Origin of the sequence: Collinsella aerofaciens (assembly GCF_015553355.1) — a bacterium.
GTDB classification, from domain to species: domain Bacteria; phylum Actinomycetota; class Coriobacteriia; order Coriobacteriales; family Coriobacteriaceae; genus Collinsella; species Collinsella aerofaciens_V.
This window is the reverse complement of the sequence record NZ_JADNGN010000006.1, coordinates 1-19,202: the sequence shown is the minus strand read 5'-3', so window position 1 is coordinate 19,202 and position 19,202 is coordinate 1. Positions and strand designations below refer to the sequence as shown.

Sequence of the window (19,202 nt, the reverse complement as noted above, 5' to 3'; positions counted from 1 at the left end):
CAAGTACCATTAGATGCCAAATAACAACTATCTGAAAGCCAGTACATGCACAACATTCTGCAGTTCTCGCCACAACTAACCGCGCTTGAGTTTTTTTCAGGCATTGGCTTGGCTCGTGCCGGCATGGCAAAAGCCGGAATCAAAACAATCTGGGCAAATGACATAGACCATACTAAATGCGCCATGTACAGCCAGTGTTGGGGCGATGAACATCTAGTCGAGCAGGATGTTCACACACTCGACCCCGACCTAATACCCCAAGCCGACATCGCATGGGCGTCAAGCCCTTGCACAAACTTATCTCTCGCGGGAAACAGGGAGGGACTTATCTCTGGCAAAGAGTCCAGTGCGTTCTTTGGCTTTATTAAGGCCATCGAAGGAATGAGCGATCGTGCCCCGCGGGCACTTGTTCTCGAAAATGTCATCGGCCTTGCCACGTCTAATAACAGTGATGACTTTAGACTCGTTTGCCAGGAATTTAATCGTTTAGGCTATTCATGCGACGCCTATTTTATCGATGCACGGCACTGGCTTCCCCAGTCACGCCCCCGCATGTTTGTCGTCGGATTAAAAAACCCTCTTCCCAACAGCCGACTCGATTCCTCGCTTCGACCTGAAAAGGTCTCCTGGATTCACTCCGACCCTTCACTCATTACGCACGTCTCTCACCTAAACGAACCGAGCCCACTTCGCATGAGGGGCCTTGCAACGGTTGTTGAAAATATTCCCGAGGACGACAAGCGTTGGTGGAACAAAAACCAAGTGCAAGCATTTATCGACTCACTTGCACCGCATCAAGCAGAGCGCCTTCAGCGCTTCTTAAATGCCAAAGAAAAAATTGTTCGCACTGCTTACCGTCGCACGCGATCGGGCGTTGTGCGCTGGGAAATCCGTGAAGAAGAAATTGCCGGATGTCTAAGAACGGCTCGCGGCGGCTCATCAAGACAGGCAGTCGTTATATGCGAAAACGGAAAAATAGAAGTTCGCTGGATGACTGGAACTGAATATGCCCGTCTCCAAGGTGCTGACTCATGTCAGTTTAGCGGCTTCTCGGATGCTCAGATTCGCTACGCATTCGGCGATGCAGTTGCCGTGCCAGTTGTCACTTGGCTTATAAAAAATGCAGTCAAACCCGCGCTTATGTCTTCAAGGAACGGAGTGAACAATAATGGAAATGACCAATTGCTCCTTGAGCGAGCCCGATAAAGGTATCTTGGATGCCATTGAACTCTGGTACGAATCCAAGCGCAACAAGCGAGGCAATGTCAACCGTAACGTTATGGCGGTTGGCATAGGCATAAGCGAGCTGCTGCAAAACCGTTTTCCGCTCACCGACGATTATGTGCAATCGGACAAGGGGAGCCAAGTACGAGGCCTAAGTGGAGCATGCATCAAAACAGTTTTAGCCAGACATGGGGAAACGCGTGCCTTCGCGTCAGAGGGCGGCAGAACCTCACGCGGCACACTCCCGATGGCGCTTGAGCTTGCCACAATTATCAACTCTGCCCTACCCAGTGACATTTGCGAAGACACTCGTCTTGAAGCTGCGAATGCAATCGCCAATTTCTTCGTCGAGCGAATCCAGGTCGATTTCTTTAACCGGCAGAGAATCAAAGTCGAAATCGATCTTCAAAAACCAATTTCTGTCATTGTCGATGATATCCTAGCCGAAGCAAGCCTACGGTCCGATAAGCCAACGGGTACCGTCGCACAGCACCTGGTAGGTGCAAAACTTGAGATGTTATTTCCAACCATAGAAATCGGAAAGGACAACTCAAACGCCGCCGACCAGCAGACAGACCGTTCTGGCGATTTCCAAATCAATGATGCTGCATTTCATGTGACTGTATCGCCAATGGCCAAATTGACCGATCGATGCCGAGATAACATTCGAAATGGCATTCGGCCCATCGTCGTTGTCCCCCACGATAAAGTTTCCTTCGCTTACGGACTGTTCGAAAGTGAGGGACTCGGCAATCGCGTACAGGTTATCGCGCTCGAATCGTTTATCGGCATCAATATTGAAGAGTTATCGTTCTACAAGCGAGGCCTAATTCGATTAAATGTCGCACGGCTTCTTGCCCACTACAACAAGCGAATCGAAGATATCGAGCCCGACAAATCTCTTCAAATAGAAATTCCTCAGTGGGCTCTAGACGAAATGGATGCACATGGCGAATAGCTCAAACATACTTATCACTCATGATTCTGACGGCACTGCATTGGCGGCACCCGTTGATGCCGCACGTCGCAACGGTGCCACGTACAAGACGCGCACGATCGACGATCTGCGCATTAAGGACGATCGCCTGCGTGCGGCCATCGAGGGCACGGGACACCTGCTGTTCGACGGCGGCATGGGCACCATGTTGCAGGCCGCTGGCATGAAGGCGGGCGCCCTGCCCGAGCTGCTCAACTTTGAGGAACCCCAGGTTATCACCGATATCCAACGTCAATATGTCGAGGCCGGCTGCGACGTGATCACCGCCAACACCTTTGGCGCCAACGCCCACAAGCTCGACGGTGCCGCCACCGTGGCAGACGTCTTTGCCGCGGCCGTCGCCTGTGCCCGCGAGGCCGGCGCCCGCTACGTCGCCGGTGACATCGGCCCCATCGGCGCGCTGCTTCGCCCCTTGGGTACCCTCAGCTTCGACGAGGCCTACAACCTCTTTGCCGAGGAAGTGCGTGCCGGCGTCGATGCGGGCGTGGACCTCTTTATTATCGAGACCATGACTGACCTTGCCGAGATCAAGGCGGCGGTCCTCGCCTGCCGCGAGAACTCCGACCTGCCCGTCTTTGCCACCATGACCTTTGAGGAAGACGGTCGCACCTTCCTGGGCACGAGTCCCGAGGTTGCCGCCATCACGCTCGATGCCATTGGCGCCGACGTTTTGGGCATCAACTGCAGCCAAGGACCGGCCGAGCTCCGAGGACTCGCCGCGCGTATGCTCACCGTTACCGACAAGCCCATTATGGTGCAAGCCAACGCGGGACTGCCCCACGTGGACGATGACGGCAATACCGTCTTTGATATCCAGGCCCCCGAATACGCCGAAGCCGTCGCCGGCATGATCGCCGACGGCGTGAGCGTCGTGGGCGGCTGCTGCGGCACCACGCCGGCGCACATGGCGGCCTTGCGCACGCTTATCGATAACCACACGCCCAGCCCGCGCCGCCGCAAGCCCAGCATGTCGGTCACGAGCGCCCAAACGGTCGTGGACCTTCCCTGCGACGGCCACAAGATCGCCGTCATCGGCGAGCGCATCAACCCCACCGGCAAAAAGCGCCTGCAGCAGGCCCTGCGCGACGGCGACCTGGACTACGTCGTGAGCCAGGGTATCAGCCAGCAGGAACAGGGCGCCGACATCCTGGACGTTAACGTGGGCCTGCCCGAGATCGACGAGGTCAAGATCATCCAACAGGCCACCGAGCAGCTCCAGGGCTCCACGTTGCTGCCGCTGCAGATCGACTCCACCGACCCCGCAGCCGTCGAGGCCGCCGTGCGCCGCTACGCCGGCAAGCCCATCATCAACTCGGTCAATGGCAAGCAGCAGATCATGGATGAGATCTTTCCGCTGGTCGCCCACTACGGCACCAACGTTGTCGGCCTTACGCTCGACGAAGGCGGCATCCCCGATACCGCCGAGGCTCGCTTCGCCATCGCCGAGCACATCGTGGCCGAGGCTGCCCGTTACGGCATCGGCCCGGACCGCATCCTCATCGACTGCCTGGTCATGACCGCCTCGACCAATCAACGCCAGGCCGAGCAGATCCTGCGCGCCATGTCCCTGTGCAAGGAGCGTCTGGGCGTCAAGTGCGCGCTCGGCGTGTCGAACATCAGCTTTGGCCTGCCTGCCCGCCCGCTGCTGGGCTCGGTCTTTTTGGCCGCCGCTTTTGGCGCGGGTCTGGACGCCCCCATCATGAACCCGGGCTCCAAGCGCTTTATGGATACCGTCTACAGCTATCGCGTCCTGAGCGTTGAGGACGAGGGCTCGACCGGATACATCGAGCGCTACGCCGACTGGACCGATCCGTACAAGATCGCCGCAAACCCGGCAGCAGCTCAGGCCGCATCGAGTGATGCCGCGCCTGCCGCGGGCACCGCCGGCGCCGACGGCAACGACGACCCGATTCGTCGCATGGTCGTCTCGGGTCGCAAAGGCGAGATCGCTGCCGAGACCGAGCGTCTACTGGCAGACCACGACGCCATGGACCTCATCAACAATCACTTTATCCCCGCCCTCGACGAGGTTGGCGTCCTCTTTGACCAGGGAAAGTTTTTCTTGCCGCAGCTCATGGCATCGGCCGAGGCCGCACGCGTGGGCTTCGACACCATCAAGCGCCTGATGCCCGCCGGCGAGATTGCCGACAAGGGCAAGATCTGCGTGGCCACCGTCAAGGGCGACATCCACGATATTGGCAAGAACATCGTCAAAATGCTGCTCGACAACTACGGCTACACCGTCTTTGACCTAGGCCGCGACGTCGACCCGCAAGAGGTGCTCAAGACCGTGCAGGAGCGTGACATTAAGCTCGTCGGCCTCTCGGCGCTTATGACTACCACGGTCGTCGCCATGGAGGAGACCATCAAGTTGCTTCATGCCGAGGTGCCGGGCGTCAAGATCATCGTAGGCGGCGCCGTGCTCACCCCCGAATACGCCAAGCAGATCGGCGCTGACTACTACGCCAAGGACGCCGCCGAGAGCGCTCGTATCGCCGAAGAGGTCTTTGGGCAGTAACACAACGGAAATAACCGAGCACCAAAACGTGCCGCACGCGCCACTTGGCACGTGCGGCACGTTAGAATAGATAAGACTATGCTCGTTTTGGCAGATAGGAGCGCAAGGATGGCGATCACGCCCGCAGAAATCGCGGAAACCCGCGGCATGGTTGAGGAGCAGAACCTCGACATCAGGACCATCACCATGGGTGTTTCGCTCATGGGTTGCGGTGACGAGAACCTCGACCGCATGTGCACGAAGATCTACGACCACGTGACGCACACGGCTGAGCATCTGGTCGAGACCGCCGAGAACCTCGAGCGCGAGTACGGTATCCCCATCGTCAACAAGCGCGTTTCCGTCACCCCGGTGGCCCAGATCGCCGCGTGCTGCAAGGATGAGGACCTCACCCCCATCGCGCATGCCCTCGACCGCGCGGCCGAGACGCTCGGTATCGATTACCTGGGCGGCTTCTCCGCACTCGTCCAGAAGGGCATCGGTGACGCCGACCGCCGCGTCATCCAGTCCATCCCCCAGGCGCTCGCCACCACGAGCCGCGTCTGCTCCAGCGTAAACGTCGCCAGCCTGCGCGCCGGTATCAACATGGATGCCGTGCTCATGGCCGCCCAGACCATCATCGATGCCGCCAAACTCACGGCCGACCAGGATTCCGTTGGCGCCTCCAAGTTTGTCTGCTTTGCCAACATGGTCGAGGACTCCCCGTTTATGGCGGGCGCCGTCCACGGCGGTGGCGAGGCCGACGCCGTCATCAACGTTGGCGTCTCGGGCCCCGGCGTTATGGCTGCTGCCTTGGAGACGCTCCCCGACTCCGCCTCGATGATGGAGGTTGCCGAGAAAATCAAGCAGACCGCCTTTAAGATCACCCGCGCCGGCGAGCTCATGAGCCGTGAGGCAGCCCGCCGTCTGGGTGTCGAGAAAGGCATTGTCGACCTGTCGCTGGCTCCCACGCCTGCCATCGGCGACTCCGTTGCCCGCATCCTCGAGATCATCGGCGTGGGCACCTGCGGTGGCCCCGGCACGACCTGCGCGCTCGCCATGCTCAACGATGCCGTCAAGAAGGGCGGCGTCATGGCCAGCTCCAGCGTGGGCGGTCTCTCCGGCGCTTTCATCCCCGTGTCCGAGGACGCCGGCATGATCGCCGCCGTCGAAGCCGGCGCGCTTTCGCTCGAGAAGCTCGAGGCCATGACCTGCGTGTGCTCCGTTGGCCTGGACATGATCGCCATCCCCGGCGATACCCCGGTCGAGACCATCGCCGGCATCATCGCCGACGAGATGGCCATCGGCGTCATCAACAACAAGACCACGGCCGTCCGCGTGATTCCTGCCATCGGCAAGGGCGTGGGCGACTGCGTCGAGTACGGCGGCCTGTTCGGCCGTGCGCCCATCATGCCGGTGAACCCCAACGCCGGCACCGTGCTTGCCCACCGCGGTGGACGCTTCCCGGCGCCGCTGAACTCGCTGAAGAACTAGCTGAGGGGAACTGGCGAGGAGCCCCGGGGAGGGCAAATATATAAGGTCGCCTGCTCGAACAGTCCTGACTCGCACGGAGAGCACATTAAGTGCTCTCCGGCTCGTGCGGAACTCGCGATCGACCTTATATATTTGCCCTCCCCGGGGCTCCCGCACAACGGGACCTCGGTTGGGTTCTATCCCGGTTGCAGTCGCTTCGCTCCTGCACCACTTGACTGGTGCGGTGGTTTGGCGTTGGAACGGTTCTTTTTCTGATATATGCTGGTTGCGGCTCTTCTTTTTGCGGGGAGTCGCTTTTTTGTTGCTAGGAGGTTGGCCCGTGGTTGATGGGGATTCTCGTTCTGAGCTGCTTTCTGCGGATTGGAATGGCGAATGGATGCGTCTGCAGGCCGCTCGGCATCGGGCTGATGATTCTTTTGAATGGGATAAGCGGGCTCGGCATTTTCGGCCGTTGGAGACTGCCCCTTATGCTCGGGATTTTATAAAGCTGTTGGCGTTGAAGCCTGGTGAGTCGGTGCTTGATATGGGGTGTGGGGCTGGGTCGATTGCTATTCCGCTTGCTCAGGCTGGGCATTCCGTGATTGCGGCTGATTTCTCCCCTGCCATGTTGGGCACGCTTGATGCCGGCATTGAGTATTACGGGCTCGAAGATCTTATTACGCCGCTTGAGCTTGCTTGGGATGATGATTGGGATTTGGTTGGACCGGTCGCGAAAGCGGTGGATATTGCCTTTGCCAGTCGGTCGGTTACGACGACCAATCTAAAAGGTGCGCTTGCCAAGCTTGACCGTACGGCTCGTCGGCGTTGTGCTGTCACGATGGTCGCCAACTCCAGCCCGCGCTATGATCTGCACTTGATGAACGCTATCGGTGCCTCGGTTACCTGCAGTAATGGTTTTGTGTATGCCTTTAACATTCTTATTCAGATGGGTGCGCTGCCACAGGTTACATACTTTGAATCGCCCCGCCGCGACACCTTCGATAGTCTCGAGGCGGGCGTGGCAGACTTTTCTCGCATGCTCGAACATGGCAACGAGGATAAGATCGACCGCCTGCGCGACTATATCGCTCAACACATGATTGAGAATCCCCATGCCGGTGAGCCGGGCTCCAAGGGTGTGCCGCAGGGACGCTATATACTCGACCACGTCCGCAAGGTCCGTTGGGCGTTTATTGCATGGGAGCCGGTCTCTGCACCCCGCTCGTAGTCTGTTCGCAGCCCGCACCGCCCACTCACTCGGCATCCGCATTCTTTTTGAACTGGGCAAACGCGCTCCACACCGCGCCGTTCCTGCGCTATCGTGGGACAGCTCACGTAGATTAAGGCCCCATTGCGGGGCGCCCCATACATAGAAAGCGAGAACCCATGGCACTGACAGGAGCACAGGTCAAGCAGCTTCGCAGCATGGCCCATCACCTCAACCCCGCCATCATCATCGGCAAGTCCGATGTCAACGAGGGCACCGTCGAGCAGACGGTCGCCTATCTGGAGAAGCACGAGCTCGTTAAGTGCTCCGTGCTCGATGGCTCCAGTCTTTCCGCCCGCGAGGCCGCCGAAGAGCTCGCTGAGCGTTGCCACGCCGAGGTCGTCCAGGTCATCGGCCGCAAGTTCTCACTGTATCGCGAGTCCTCGCGCAAGGACATCGAGAAGATCAAGCTCGTCTAAGAACCAATGATCCGGCGATCCAACACATAGCAAGCTTACGGGTGCCCAAGTACTTCGGGCGCCCGTTTTTTATCGCTCGACCAGCACGCGATTGAGCCGCCCCTCCACCAAGCGCTCGTATAGACGCCGCGTCTCGGGCTCGGGCACGCCATTGACCTGCTCCCTCAGGTGGTGCATATGCCCGCTGTACAGCTCGACGATATCGCGCCGCCGCCCCGCCGCACTGTAGACGCGCATGGCGCAGCGCACCATATCCTCACGCGCCGTTTCCTGTCGAAGCCCCGACTCCGCCAGCCAAATCGCCGACTGCAGATCGTTTTCTTCTAGAGCGGCATTTGCTCCCTTAATCATGCAATCGATGTACTTTGACTGCATAATGCGCCGCATGCGCAAAAAGTAGGTGGGATTACAGCCATTGGGAACATACAGCGGTCCGGCATAAAGCTGCTCAATCTTAAGGCACAGCTCAACTAAATGGGGCCCGCGCGCACCCGTGCGATTTCCCAAAACCTCGCGGCTTATCTGGTCGAACAGCCGTACATCGGTCTTGACGTAGTCGCTGTTGAGTCCGATGCATTCATTTTGGATGAGCACACACGACTTGCCATCCGGCGTCGGCCCCAAAGCCGACCGCAAGCGCGATATCGTCGAGTACAGGTTGTTGCGGGCGCTATTGAACTCGGCATGGGGCCACAGCTCCATGGCCAGCGTCTCACGATCGACGAGCGCATCCATGCCCAGTGCAAGCCGCTCGGCAAGCGTCGCCGCCTTCTTGCGGCGCCACATTTTATCCGTGATGGGAAACCCGTCGCGCTCGGCACGAAACGCACCAAACATGCGAATCTCGATATGGTCGATGGTATCGACGGCTTCAACCTCGCCGGCCTGGAACAGGCGCTCGCCCTCCCCTTCCAAATCGTCGCGCAGCGAGTACCGCGACAGCTCGCGCACGGGAAGCTTCTTGCGTATCCTGCCCGCCGGCTCGCCCAGACAATGCATGGCAAGGCGCGCAAAGAGCCGATACGATGGCTCTAGAATCCCCGCACGATTCATGGACATCCAGGCCGCAAGGTCGCTGTCTCGGCCCGCACAGGCCAAATGCAGCGCCACCATCCAGGCTTCTGCGCCACCAACCTGCGTCTGGCTTATATCGAGTAGCTCCGCTTCCTCGCGTACCGAAACCATCGACGTGTTACGCAGATACGCTGCGCGCTCCAGCAGCAATGCGTTATCGCGCATGTACGCAATCGACTCCTCGGCAAGTTTAAGCACTTGGACCGCACGGAACTTTGCATTAACCGGCCGTCCCTCTGCCAGCGACTGCCAACCTTCTAGCAACAGGCCAAACAGCTGAATCTGGTTGTCGCGCATGCGCACGGCAAAACGATCGAGCTCGTTGAACGCCGCATCGTCGGTTACCGGCAAGCCGGAAAGGAGCCGCCGTGCCGCCAACACCATGCGCACCCAGATAGCCATCGCCTTAAGCCCACGTACGTCGAGCGCCTCCCACACCACCGTCATCTCGTCGTCGCGCTCGTCGGTTCCCGCAAACGACCCGTCAAAGAGCTCCACCAGCATGCTATCGGCCCGTATAACAATCCCCGCGATGTCGAGCTCGCAATCGTAGGCCTTGCTCGTTTTGAGCTGCTGTAGAACGCCGCCGTCATCTCCCCGCTCGGTCAGGCACCGCTTGACCTCGATATGCGCAGACAACATATCGAGTGCGGTATGGGACGTCTCTATTTCTGGCACGGCCAGGTTCGTAGGAAGCCCAAGCCCGTTGTCCCCATAGCAAACAGCCGTCAGTGTCTGGGCCACCCTCCATGAAACAGGGTCTATTTCGCAGGCCGCCCGTTCGCCCCCGCGTTCGACGACCGATGCCATATAGCGAGCGAGCTTTGTATTGGACACGCTGACCGCTGCCAGATATACGCCAAGCGCCTCGGCAGGCGTTGGCTCTGGAGCCGGATCGTCGGCATCGATCGTGCCCAGCGCTGCTCGGCAGATATCGGCCCCGTGCCCCGTCAGAGCAAGATCGACCCCATACTGTCCAGCAAGTTCAAGGACCGCTTCACGGTCCAAAAAGGCGTCTGCCAGGCCCATCGCCGCATCGCATCGGCCCGCCTTAAGCAAAATCCGGGCCGCCCTCGGAACAAGTTCGGGGCGAACCTCGGCCACCAACTTACGCAAGCGCAAGCGTCCGTTATCCTCCGTGCCCAGACACGTAAAACTCCGCTCGGCGGGATCCAAGCCAAAGATCGGGTAGTCACGTACAAAGTAGGACTGGTCGACCATCGACAGCCTCACCCCGCAAGCCTCGAGTTCTGCGATATTGCCCTCGCCCATCAAAACCATGAGACATGCCACGCAAAACAGCGCATTATTGTCGAGCGAAGCCAGATCGGCAAGTGCCGCGCCATATACGTTGACAATCTCGTTTTCGAGCAGGCCGGCTACGTCGCCTTGGCCATACAGACCCGTCTGCAATGCCGAAACGAGCTCGGGCACGCCCTGCGTGAGCTGATAGAAGTCGAGCGATGTGCTGATCGAAAACGCCGATGCCCACGCCGAATACTCATAGGCATGCACCTTGAGCATCTGCGCATTGATCTTAACCGAATCGCCCAGCCCATGAATCAACTGACGATTTGAAGGACGGCAGGAGATAAAGACCCCTATCCCCATAGCGCGCAGGCCGCGAATCCTGTCGATGAGGTCTTCGGTATCGTGCTGATCGAGGTTTGGCACATTATCAATCGCGATAAGGGAGTGCGGTTTGTCTTTGAGTTCTTCGGTAACCACCTCGAGCTGCATAAACACCTCGCGCCCAGTGGCGCGATCGGCCTCGATAATCCGCACGGGGCCTCGCGTCGGGTCGCATTTAACCTCATGGGTGTACTGCAGCAACACCGAGGTCTTCCCAAACCCGTCGGGCGCATAAAGAACCACGATGCCGGCCTTTCGGCCCTTGGCGATAAGCTCATTCATCAAGCGTTCGCGTCGCACCATATAGCCTCCGCCCAGCGGCATCAGCTCGAGCTCGTCTATACTGCTCAAATCGTTTACCATGCCCGCTCCTCAACTCGACCGTATGGACACTGTAGCCGCAAGACCATACAAGCCGCGCTATGAATAGAGCGACCTTGTGTTTTAGGTTGTCTTTTGGTACGAAAGCGGCAAGTTTTTGTACAGCGAGGGCCGATTGTTATTAATCCCCCGACTAATCGGTCTTTAAGCAGGTAAATGAGCTTGTCAGCTTGTCCCATCTAAGCGGCAGTGTAACGCAGATGAACAAGGTTCAGCTATGTCATTCAACTCGCCTAGCACCCGCTACCGTCTACGACCTTTTAGTGGCATTTTTGCATAGAATCTGATATGGAATGAATCAAGCTGTTGGGCATCCGGCATTCGTCAAGCTTGCGGCAAGATTTTGGTCAAGTGGTCGGACAGGGATAGCAAAAAGGCCCCCGCAAAGCGGAGGCCTTAGGCAAGGCTATGTCGAGCTGCAGGATTCGCGCTACTCGCAGAGCGAAAGGGCGGCCTCGTCGGCAACGACAACGCAGTTGGTGTGCAGCTGCAGGATCGAAGCCGGGCACTCGGGCGTAACCGGGCCATAGCACATGTCATGCACGGCCTGAGCCTTGGCCTCGCCGTTGGCGACGACCAGGATCATGCGGGCATACATGATGGTCTGGGTACCCATGGTGTAGGCCTGACGGGGAACATCGTCGATGCTGTCGAACAGGCGGCTGTTGGCCTGAATGGTGCTCTCGGTGAGGTCGACGCAGTGCGTGCCCTTGGAGAAGTGGTCATCGGGCTCGTTGAAGCCGATGTGGCCGTTGTTGCCAATGCCGAGCAGCTGCAGATCCGGGTAACCGGCGTCGGCGACAATCTTGTCGTACTCAGAGCAGGCAGCAGCGGCGTCGGGGTTGGAGCCATCGGGCACATGCGTGTTGTTCAGGTCGATGTTGATGTGATCGAAGAAGTTCTCACGCATGAAGTAGTGATAGCTCTGGGGATCGTCGTGCGAAAGGCCGCGATACTCGTCCAGGTTGTAGGTGCTAACCTCGGCAAAGTCGACGTCGCCCTTCGCGTACCAAGCAGCGAGCTGCTTGTAGGCACCGATCGGGGTGGAGCCGGTGGCAAGGCCCAGCACACAGTCGGGCTTGAGGATAACCTGCGCCGAGATGATATTAGCGGCCTTGCGGCTCATATCCTCGTAGTCTTTAGCTTTAATGATCTTCATTACGCGTCCTTTCTCGTACAAGAGAGGCAAGGCTCCCTTACAAGCACTTGCCCGCGGCCCGCGTCGGCCGCAACCAACGTGTGCGGCCACCAGGGCGAGGTCGCGTAATGTATGTGTCTCGTGTCTAGCCGCGTCGAGGCCCCTGCCCGTCCACGGTGACCCGAAGCTGTTTAGCCTCGGACAAATCCCATCTTGCCACGGAGGGCGTCCTCTTTCAAGGGCACCCTCCGTAAACGTGTTTGAATTGTAGGCTAATGGCCACGTGCACTTGCTAGCGCTCGCGAGCAACGATGAGTTGGTCCATCTCTTCGACATGCACGCCAACGGAGCCCTTGATGCTTGAGAACTCAACGGAGTTGCACACCAAGATGGGAACCGTCACATCGTAGCCCTCGGCAGCAATTGCCTCGCGATCGAACTCAATGAGTACATCGCCCTTATGGACGATGTCACCCACTTGCGCATGTACGGTAAAGTGCTTGCCCTCGAGCTGAACAGTATCCAAACCAACGTGGATGAGCACGTCCAAGCCATCGACCGTGTTAAGCGCAACGGCGTGTCCCGTGGGAAAAATGGCCTCGACCTTGGCGTCAGCCGGTGCAATCACACGCGTTCCGGTGGGCTGAATCGCCACGCCCTGGCCCAAAAGGCCAGTGGCAAACGTCTGATCGTTTACCTCGGAAAGCGGAATGACGTCGCCCGAGATGGGAGCATCCAGCGTAAGGACTCGACCACGCATACCAAAAGACCTTAGGACTTTAGTGAACATGCTCCCCCTCGGACATACCAATCAATCAAAATAACCTTAACAGTTTACCACTTGGCAACGGTTTTTGACCATTAGGGAAGTTCGCGCTTGACAACCTCGACGATGTCGTCGACAACGCGCTGGGTCAGCTCGTGCGTCTCGGCCTCGGCCATCACGCGGACCAGCGGCTCGGTACCGCTCGGGCGCACCAGAATGCGGCCGCGGCCGTCAAGCTCCTTCTCGGCAGCAGCGACGGCATCCCAGATAGGCTGGCAATCGTCCAGACCAGCCTTGTTGTCGGAATGCACGTTGACGAGTACCTGCGGGTACTTCTTCATGATACCGGCAAGATCAGTGAGGGTGCGACCGGTGCGCTTGAGCACGGCCAGCAGCTGCAGAGCCGTCACCAGGCCGTCACCGGTGGTGTTGTGCTCCAGGAAGATGATGTGACCGGACTGTTCGCCGCCGATGACGGCGCCGTCCGCGAGCATGCGCTCCAGAACGTAGCGGTCGCCCACGGCGGTCTGGACCATCTCGAAGCCCTGCTCCTTCATAGCGATGGAGAAGCCCAGGTTGCACATGACGGTCGAAACGATCTCGGAGTTGGCGAGCTTGCCGCGAGCGGCGAGGTCAGAACCGCAGATAGCTAGGATGTAGTCACCGTCGATCTCATTGCCCTCGCTGTCCACGAACAGTACGCGGTCGGCGTCGCCGTCGTGGGCCAGGCCGATGTCGGCATGGGTGCGCAGCACGAGCTCGCGCAGGGGCTCAAGATGGGTGGAGCCGCACTCAACGTTGATGTCGGTGCCGCAGTAATCGGTGTTGATGGCATGGACCGTGGCACCCAGGCGCTGCAGCGCGGCGGGCGTAGTCTGGCAGGAAGCACCGTGACCGCAGTCGACGGCAACGACCAGGCCGTCGAGCTTAAGGCCGTCGAGCGTGCTGATGGCATGATCGACATATGCCTTGCGGGCGTCCTTCATCTTGATGATGTGACCCACACCGGCGCCGGTCGGCAGCGTGTCGGCAGCCATGGCCTCCTCGGACATGACCCAGGCGCTGATCTCTTCCTCAACCGCGTCGGGAAGCTTCATGCCCTTGCGGCTAAAGAACTTGATGCCGTTGAACTCCGGCGGATTATGCGAAGCAGAAATGACGATGCCGCCATCGAGCTCGTTTTGGACGGTGAGCAGCGCCACGGCCGGCGTAGGAATGACGCCGCAGCAGTGCGGACGGCCGCCCTCGGCCATGATGCCGGCGGTCAGAGCGCTCTCGAGCATGGTGCCCGAAAGGCGCGTATCACGGCCGATGCAGATATCCGGACCAAGAAACTTGGTCGCCGCGCGACCCAGACGAAACGCGAGGTCGCACGAAAGATCAGCGTTGGCGACGCCACGGACGCCGTCGGTACCGAAGATGTTCTGGGGCATAGGATCGCTCCTTCCCTAGCAGGCGATATGCAACCGCCCACCCTAGTCGAAAAAGAAAAGCGGGACCCGCCGAGGAATCGGCAGGCCCCGCTTGTACATTGTATCTCGAAAGGAGATAAAACCTTAGCGCTTGGAGAACTGGGGAGCGCGGCGGGCCTTCTTGAGGCCGTACTTCTTGCGCTCGACCACGCGAGCATCGCGCGTAAGGAAACCGGCCTTCTTGAGGTCAGCACGGTAATCGCCAGCGTTCAGAAGAGCGCGAGCGATGCCCAGGCGCAGAGCGCCGGACTGACCGGAAATGCCGCCGCCATCGCACAGAGCGATAACGTCGAACTGACCGGCGGTGTCGGTCACCTTGAAGGGAGCAAGGGCGTTCTCAACGAGCTGATGACGGCCGAAATACTGCTCGGCATCACGCTTGTTGATGGTCACCTTGCCGGTGCCGGGGACGAGACGGACGCGGGCGACGGCGTTCTTACGACGGCCGGTACCCTGGTAGACAACGGTGTTCTCAGCCATCTTTAAGCCTCCAGCTCAATCTTCGTGGGGTTCTGGGCAGCATGCGGATGCTCGGCACCAGCGTAGACCTTAAGCTTGGTCATCTGGGCACGGCCGAGGGTGGTCTTGGGCAGCATACCGCGAACGGCGCGCTCGATGACCTTCTCCGGGTGCTTCTCCATAGCCTGGCGGAAGCTCTCAGCCTTAAGGCCGCCGTTGTAGCCGCTGTGGCGATAATAGGTCTTCGTGTCGGCCTTGTTACCGGTAAGCTGGACCTTATCGGCGTTGATGACGACAACGAAGTCGCCGCAGTCGCTGTTGGGCGTGAACTGGGGCTTGTTCTTACCGCGCAGGATCATTGCGATCTGGGTGGCAAGACGGCCCAGGACAGCACCATCGGCGTCGACGAGAACCCAGTTGCGCTGGACCTCGCCCTGCTTGGCGTAGTGAGTCGATTTCGAAATCACTTAGACTCCTCCATGTACAGTACGTGTTGTTACAGAGATTCACGGGGCTCTGCAAGTAACCCGTCCATATTACCCCGCTCGTCGCCCGAGTCAACAGGTATTTTGGCTCCGACCAGAGTTTCTGCACATGTCATCCACGAGCCGTGATTTTGCAGCTCTTTAGCTGTTGCCATTTTTTGAGGGTTCGCCGTCGCTAGCGCTCAACGAACTCTTGGATTTCCGCGAGCAGGCGCTTTGCCTCCTGACGGCCCTGGATATACAGGTCCAAAAGCTTTGCCGAATCGTGCTCGACATGGCCGACCTCGACCGGCTTTTGCGGAGCGACGACCAACGCACGGCCCTCGCGCTCATACTTCCACAGGTGCATGCGCTGGAGGTTATAGCGGTCGTGGCGCGTCTCGATAGCCTCGAGCAGATAGGGGTAGTCGGCATAGCGCGCACGCGCCGCCGGCAAAAACTCGTAGGGCTTTTTCTCATACGAGCGGTCCTGGGTGACGATGACGACCGCACGGTCGAAGCCCGCCTCCTCGAGCACATGCTCGATAGGAACCGAATCGGCCACGCCGCCGTCGACGTATTTGTGCCCGTCAATCTCGACCGGCGGCGTCACCAGCGGCAGCGAGGTCGAGGCGCGCACGGCGTCGAGATCGAGCACGGCGCTTTTGACCGGGAGGTACGTGGCGGTTCCAAAGAGCATGTCCGTCGCGACGGCGTACATTTCAATGGGGCTCGCGTCGAACGCCTCGTTGTCAAAGGGATCCAGACGGTCCTGGATATCGTTGAAGATAAAGTCGTAACCCACGATGGAGCCCGTGGATGCGAAGGATGCGGCACCCATGTAGCGGTTGTCATTGCAGAAGGTCAGGTTGATGCGATTGACGCGACCGATCTGGTGCGACTTGTAGTTGACGCCGTTGAGCGCACCGGCCGAAACGCCGTACACCGCCGGAATTTCGACACCGGCCTCCATGAGAACGTCGAGCACGCCGGCGGTAAACTGCCCACGAAAACTGCCACCCTCCAAGACGAGCGCGACCTTGCCGGCGTTCTTTGCCTTATCTTCTGCAGTCATATTGACCTCCTGCGATTGCGTTTTGGCTTTCTTCTACCCAGTTTTAGGATGGCGAGAGCGCGGGTTTTTCGAGGAGGTAGGTGAAGCGGAAAGTGTGTCCCAGTTTGAGGCGAGATTCCGGGACGTGCTTTCCGCTTGGACCGCCGCTGGGAAAGCGCGCCCCGTTCTGAGCGCGGATTCCGGGATGAACTTTCCGCTAGCCATTCATTTGGAAACTGCATCCCATTCCGAACGAGGATTCCGGGATGTACTTTCCGCTTGAGCTGCCATTGGGAAAGCATATCCCACTCTACGGCTCGATTCCGGGTCGCAGTTTCCGCTTGAGGCATCATCCGGAAACTGCGACCCAGTCTGAGCGCGGATTCCGGGATGCGCTTTCCGCCCGGGCTGCCATTGGGAAAGCGTGTCCCGGCCTGCGTTGACGCGGCGTTTTCTTTACGCTCGCGTCCTGCGCAGAGTTCGATTCTCCGCGGTACGGGGGGATCCGTTGATGTGGCGCATGGCAGGCTGAGATTCGATAACATCGCATCTATATAGGGTTGAAGCTTTGCGCGGAGAATCCGCGTGTTCGCTTCGCGAACCCGCACCGGCTTCGGCCGCCTGCCGGCGCCCTCGCCCGCGGGCTAAAAACGCTTACGCGTTTTCTTTACGCCCGCGCCCTGCATAGAGTTCGATTCTCCGCGGTACGGACAAGAAATAAAAAGGCAGGTAGATATGAGTATCTACCTGCCTGTTACTTATGGTGGAGGCGCGGAGAATCGAACTCCGGTCCACGAAAGCCCCCTGATTGGCATCTCCAAGCTCAGTCGCTGGTTTTGTCTCGGACGCTTTGCGCGCAGCGACACGCTCGCGGCGTCCTAAGCGGTTCGGTCTTAGCCCGCGCCATACCGATTACGTGCGCAGGAGCATTCCCCTAAAATGACGTCGCGCCGGTGTCGGGGAAATCACCGGGTTGACGCGCCGCTATAAACTAAGCAGCGAGAGCCATAGGCTCAAAAGAAGAGTTGTTGTCAATTCAATTTGACGGTACCCCTGTTTAACGAGGCGAGGAGACCTCGGCTTGCTTCCTCTCTCAGAGCTATCGTGTCGAAACCAGTCGCCCCCGAATGTTGGGAAAGTCTGGATGGCATCGGGCCTGCAAGCACCCGATAACCGTCGACTTTTCAAGGAACATGCGGAGCAAGCCCCGCTTGTGGAGTGTTATCTTACCACGTTCTGAAAGCGGACAGCTGTTCTATGCACGAGCTGTGAAGACCCCAATGTGCGCCGCACTTCGCACTTTTGCTACCGATCGCGTCACGTATATTTTCGCCAAGCAAAATTGAACCGTCGAAAGGACCGATATGGATACTAAGCAGCAACTCGTCAATGCCCTCGCAGGCCTGGGCTCAACCATTACCGAAGCTATGGATGTCATCGAAGGCTTTGTCCCCTGCGGACATCCCGCCCTCACGGTATCGAACGCACTCGTCGCGCTGGACGCCGACGATGATGCAGCTCTCGCCCAGCAGCTTGAGACCGTCGAGGGCTTTATCGACCACGTGAGCGAAAACCGCGGCGTGACCGCCTACCACGGCGTCGAGGTCGAGCTCGCGGGTCCCAAAGCCGATCTGCTCGCAGCAATCCGCGAGGTAGGCGCCCTTATGCAGACCGCAGGCGTCAAGAACACCCAAGTCAACGAGTGGGTCTACCGCAGTCTGGCAGCACTCGACAGTTCCGACGAAAAGGCAGCCGAGCAGCTCGCGGAAAGTCCCGCCATTAAGGCCGAGCTTTTGTAAATAGCAGACGCGGGCCCCTTGGCGCATCGTCGTCCAAGAGGCCCGCAAACAGCTCGCGTCAAGCGATAGCCGCGCCGCCGCGTTCGGCCAAAGCAAGAATCGGCATCATTTGACGAGGTGTCTTTGCTGCAAGATCGGCATGTTCGAGCAGCTTACGATCGTTGGTCACCAAGTAATCAACCTGGGCGCGTTTGCATGCGGCGAGTACCAAGTTGTCCTCGTAATCGCGATGGAGCGTCAGATATTTGTCGGCTAGCCACAGATCGGATGCATCAGCGCCCACGGCCATAGCGTTTTCGGTCATATTCCGAACAAACGCCAACGTCGCATCGCCAATTGCACGGGCAGACGCCTCGTCGAGCACTCCCCCGCTGGCAAGAACGCTACGCTTCAGTTCGTGTTGGACAACGTACAGCACGTCCTTGGCGATATGCACCGGAAAGAACAGCAATGCCCCCGCCTCCGCCGCCTGTCCGATAAAGGCACGGGCAGCGAGCGACTCGGCATGGTCGGCGCAAAACGAATCGACCCACACATTCGCATCCACCATGATCTTAAGAGGGGCTCCGCTCACTGGATCATCCCCTTTTGGCGATAATGCTCGTCCATGGCTTCGGAATAGATTGCGTCCCAATCGCGATCATCAGATACGGGCGACGTAGCGATGCCCAAATCTGCATAAAGCCGGTCTGCCGCTGCCCACGACGCGGCGAACGGCGTATCGGGCGCGACGGTCTGCTGCCGATCGTCGACGGCCGCAAGCACTTCCTCGCACTGCCCGCCACCCTGTGCGACCTTGGCCACCACCTTTTTTATGAGCTCGGGCAGTGACCCGCCCGAAAGCCGCAACGCTTCCTCCGCATGGTCCTTGACCTGGCGATCCACGCGAACGTTCACCTGCGCCATGCCGCTAACAGCACCCACGTTGATCCCGCTCCCTTCAAATGCTAGCACAGCTAGCAACACTATATAGAGAAGCTAGCAAATGGTCAAATGCAAAAGGCCTGCGCCTTGATTATCGACTTCATCCGAACACCTCCCACATTCATCCGTACATGTACGGATGAATGTGGGAACCCGATACCC

Annotated in this window: 16 protein-coding genes and 1 other RNA gene; 7 read left to right on the top strand and 10 right to left on the bottom strand. The window is 59.0% G+C overall.

From position 1 onward, the window contains the following. Positions 1-45: 45 nt before the first annotated feature. From I2D57_RS02815 to I2D57_RS02790, 6 genes are all read left to right on the top strand, one after another. A complete protein-coding gene (locus I2D57_RS02815; RefSeq protein WP_195361388.1) occupies positions 46-1,206 on the top strand; it encodes a DNA cytosine methyltransferase in 1,161 nt (386 codons plus the stop codon). Continuing rightward, complete coding sequence (locus I2D57_RS02810; protein WP_195361387.1) at positions 1,169-2,182, top strand: DUF4928 family protein; 1,014 nt, start codon at positions 1,169-1,171, stop codon at positions 2,180-2,182. The genes I2D57_RS02815 and I2D57_RS02810 overlap by 38 nt, the downstream gene beginning before the upstream one ends. Continuing rightward, entirely contained in the window at positions 2,172-4,739 is a 2,568-nt protein-coding gene (locus I2D57_RS02805; protein WP_229055587.1) for a homocysteine S-methyltransferase family protein, read from the top strand. Before I2D57_RS02810 ends, I2D57_RS02805 begins: the two co-directional genes overlap by 11 nt. Positions 4,740-4,847: 108 nt before the next feature. After that, positions 4,848-6,212, top strand: a complete 1,365-nt coding sequence (locus I2D57_RS02800) for a PFL family protein (RefSeq protein WP_117843357.1) — start codon at positions 4,848-4,850, stop codon at positions 6,210-6,212. 319 nt (positions 6,213-6,531) lie between these two features. Continuing rightward, complete coding sequence (locus I2D57_RS02795; protein WP_271748929.1) at positions 6,532-7,419, top strand: class I SAM-dependent methyltransferase; 888 nt, start codon at positions 6,532-6,534, stop codon at positions 7,417-7,419. 158 nt (positions 7,420-7,577) lie between these two features. After that, positions 7,578-7,877, top strand: coding sequence for a YhbY family RNA-binding protein (locus I2D57_RS02790; RefSeq protein ID WP_006234690.1), 300 nt, complete (start codon positions 7,578-7,580; stop codon positions 7,875-7,877). 69 nt (positions 7,878-7,946) lie between these two features. Here the strand turns inward: I2D57_RS02790 and I2D57_RS02785 are convergent, their stop codons facing one another. From I2D57_RS02785 to ssrA, 8 genes are all read right to left on the bottom strand, one after another. Next, positions 7,947-10,946, bottom strand: a complete 3,000-nt coding sequence (locus tag I2D57_RS02785) for an AfsR/SARP family transcriptional regulator (protein ID WP_195361386.1) — start codon at positions 10,944-10,946, stop codon at positions 7,947-7,949. A 448-nt stretch (positions 10,947-11,394) separates the two neighbouring features. Next, on the bottom strand, positions 11,395-12,123 hold the full coding sequence (gene nagB / locus I2D57_RS02780; protein ID WP_195246024.1) for a glucosamine-6-phosphate deaminase: 729 nt from the start codon (positions 12,121-12,123) through the stop codon (positions 11,395-11,397). Between the two features lie 271 nt (positions 12,124-12,394). Beyond that, complete coding sequence (locus I2D57_RS02775; protein ID WP_306421699.1) at positions 12,395-12,862, bottom strand: PTS sugar transporter subunit IIA; 468 nt, start codon at positions 12,860-12,862, stop codon at positions 12,395-12,397. A gap of 101 nt (positions 12,863-12,963) precedes the next feature. Next, positions 12,964-14,301 (bottom strand): phosphoglucosamine mutase, encoded by a 1,338-nt coding sequence (gene glmM / locus I2D57_RS02770; RefSeq protein WP_117862485.1) that lies wholly within the window; start codon positions 14,299-14,301, stop codon positions 12,964-12,966. A gap of 123 nt (positions 14,302-14,424) precedes the next feature. Further along, positions 14,425-14,820 carry a 30S ribosomal protein S9 gene (gene rpsI / locus I2D57_RS02765; protein WP_022094634.1) on the bottom strand — a complete coding sequence of 132 codons (396 nt, stop codon included), beginning with the start codon at positions 14,818-14,820 and terminating at the stop codon, positions 14,425-14,427. A gap of 2 nt (positions 14,821-14,822) precedes the next feature. Continuing rightward, positions 14,823-15,266 (bottom strand): 50S ribosomal protein L13, encoded by a 444-nt coding sequence (gene rplM / locus I2D57_RS02760; protein ID WP_022094635.1) that lies wholly within the window; start codon positions 15,264-15,266, stop codon positions 14,823-14,825. A gap of 193 nt (positions 15,267-15,459) precedes the next feature. After that, complete coding sequence (locus tag I2D57_RS02755; protein ID WP_195361385.1) at positions 15,460-16,338, bottom strand: patatin-like phospholipase family protein; 879 nt, start codon at positions 16,336-16,338, stop codon at positions 15,460-15,462. 740 nt (positions 16,339-17,078) lie between these two features. Further along, positions 17,079-17,442, bottom strand: a transfer-messenger RNA (tmRNA) gene (gene ssrA, locus I2D57_RS02750). 239 nt (positions 17,443-17,681) lie between these two features. Between ssrA and I2D57_RS02745 the strand changes: the two genes are divergently transcribed. Continuing rightward, the gene (locus I2D57_RS02745) at positions 17,682-18,116 is read left to right on the top strand and encodes a hypothetical protein (protein WP_195361384.1); all 435 of its coding nucleotides are present in this window, start codon (positions 17,682-17,684) and stop codon (positions 18,114-18,116) included. Between the two features lie 58 nt (positions 18,117-18,174). Here I2D57_RS02745 and I2D57_RS02740 read toward each other — a convergent pair whose 3' ends face one another. Together I2D57_RS02740 and I2D57_RS02735 are read right to left on the bottom strand one after the other, a co-directional pair. Then, positions 18,175-18,690, bottom strand: coding sequence for a type II toxin-antitoxin system VapC family toxin (locus I2D57_RS02740; protein WP_195361383.1), 516 nt, complete (start codon positions 18,688-18,690; stop codon positions 18,175-18,177). Next, positions 18,687-19,040 (bottom strand): hypothetical protein, encoded by a 354-nt coding sequence (locus I2D57_RS02735; protein WP_195361382.1) that lies wholly within the window; start codon positions 19,038-19,040, stop codon positions 18,687-18,689. The genes I2D57_RS02740 and I2D57_RS02735 overlap by 4 nt, the downstream gene beginning before the upstream one ends. Between the last annotated feature and the right edge of the window lie 162 nt (positions 19,041-19,202).

Excerpts from the sequence above, each read along its gene's own strand:
- I2D57_RS02800 (WP_117843357.1), top strand. The coding sequence starts at position 4,848 with ATGGCGATCACGCCCGCAGAAATCGCGGAAACCCGCGGCATGGTTGAG.
- I2D57_RS02790 (WP_006234690.1), top strand. The coding sequence starts at position 7,578 with ATGGCACTGACAGGAGCACAGGTCAAGCAGCTTCGCAGCATGGCCCAT.
- I2D57_RS02805 (WP_229055587.1), top strand. The coding sequence starts at position 2,172 with ATGGCGAATAGCTCAAACATACTTATCACTCATGATTCTGACGGCACT.
- I2D57_RS02745 (WP_195361384.1), top strand. The coding sequence starts at position 17,682 with ATGGATACTAAGCAGCAACTCGTCAATGCCCTCGCAGGCCTGGGCTCA.
- nagB (WP_195246024.1), bottom strand. The coding sequence starts at position 12,123 with ATGAAGATCATTAAAGCTAAAGACTACGAGGATATGAGCCGCAAGGCC.
- I2D57_RS02775 (WP_306421699.1), bottom strand. The coding sequence starts at position 12,862 with ATGCGTGGTCGAGTCCTTACGCTGGATGCTCCCATCTCGGGCGACGTC.
- I2D57_RS02810 (WP_195361387.1), top strand. The coding sequence starts at position 1,169 with ATGGAAATGACCAATTGCTCCTTGAGCGAGCCCGATAAAGGTATCTTG.
- I2D57_RS02785 (WP_195361386.1), bottom strand. The coding sequence starts at position 10,946 with ATGGTAAACGATTTGAGCAGTATAGACGAGCTCGAGCTGATGCCGCTG.
- glmM (WP_117862485.1), bottom strand. The coding sequence starts at position 14,301 with ATGCCCCAGAACATCTTCGGTACCGACGGCGTCCGTGGCGTCGCCAAC.
- I2D57_RS02755 (WP_195361385.1), bottom strand. The coding sequence starts at position 16,338 with ATGACTGCAGAAGATAAGGCAAAGAACGCCGGCAAGGTCGCGCTCGTC.
- rpsI (WP_022094634.1), bottom strand. The coding sequence starts at position 14,820 with ATGGCTGAGAACACCGTTGTCTACCAGGGTACCGGCCGTCGTAAGAAC.
- I2D57_RS02815 (WP_195361388.1), top strand. The coding sequence starts at position 46 with ATGCACAACATTCTGCAGTTCTCGCCACAACTAACCGCGCTTGAGTTT.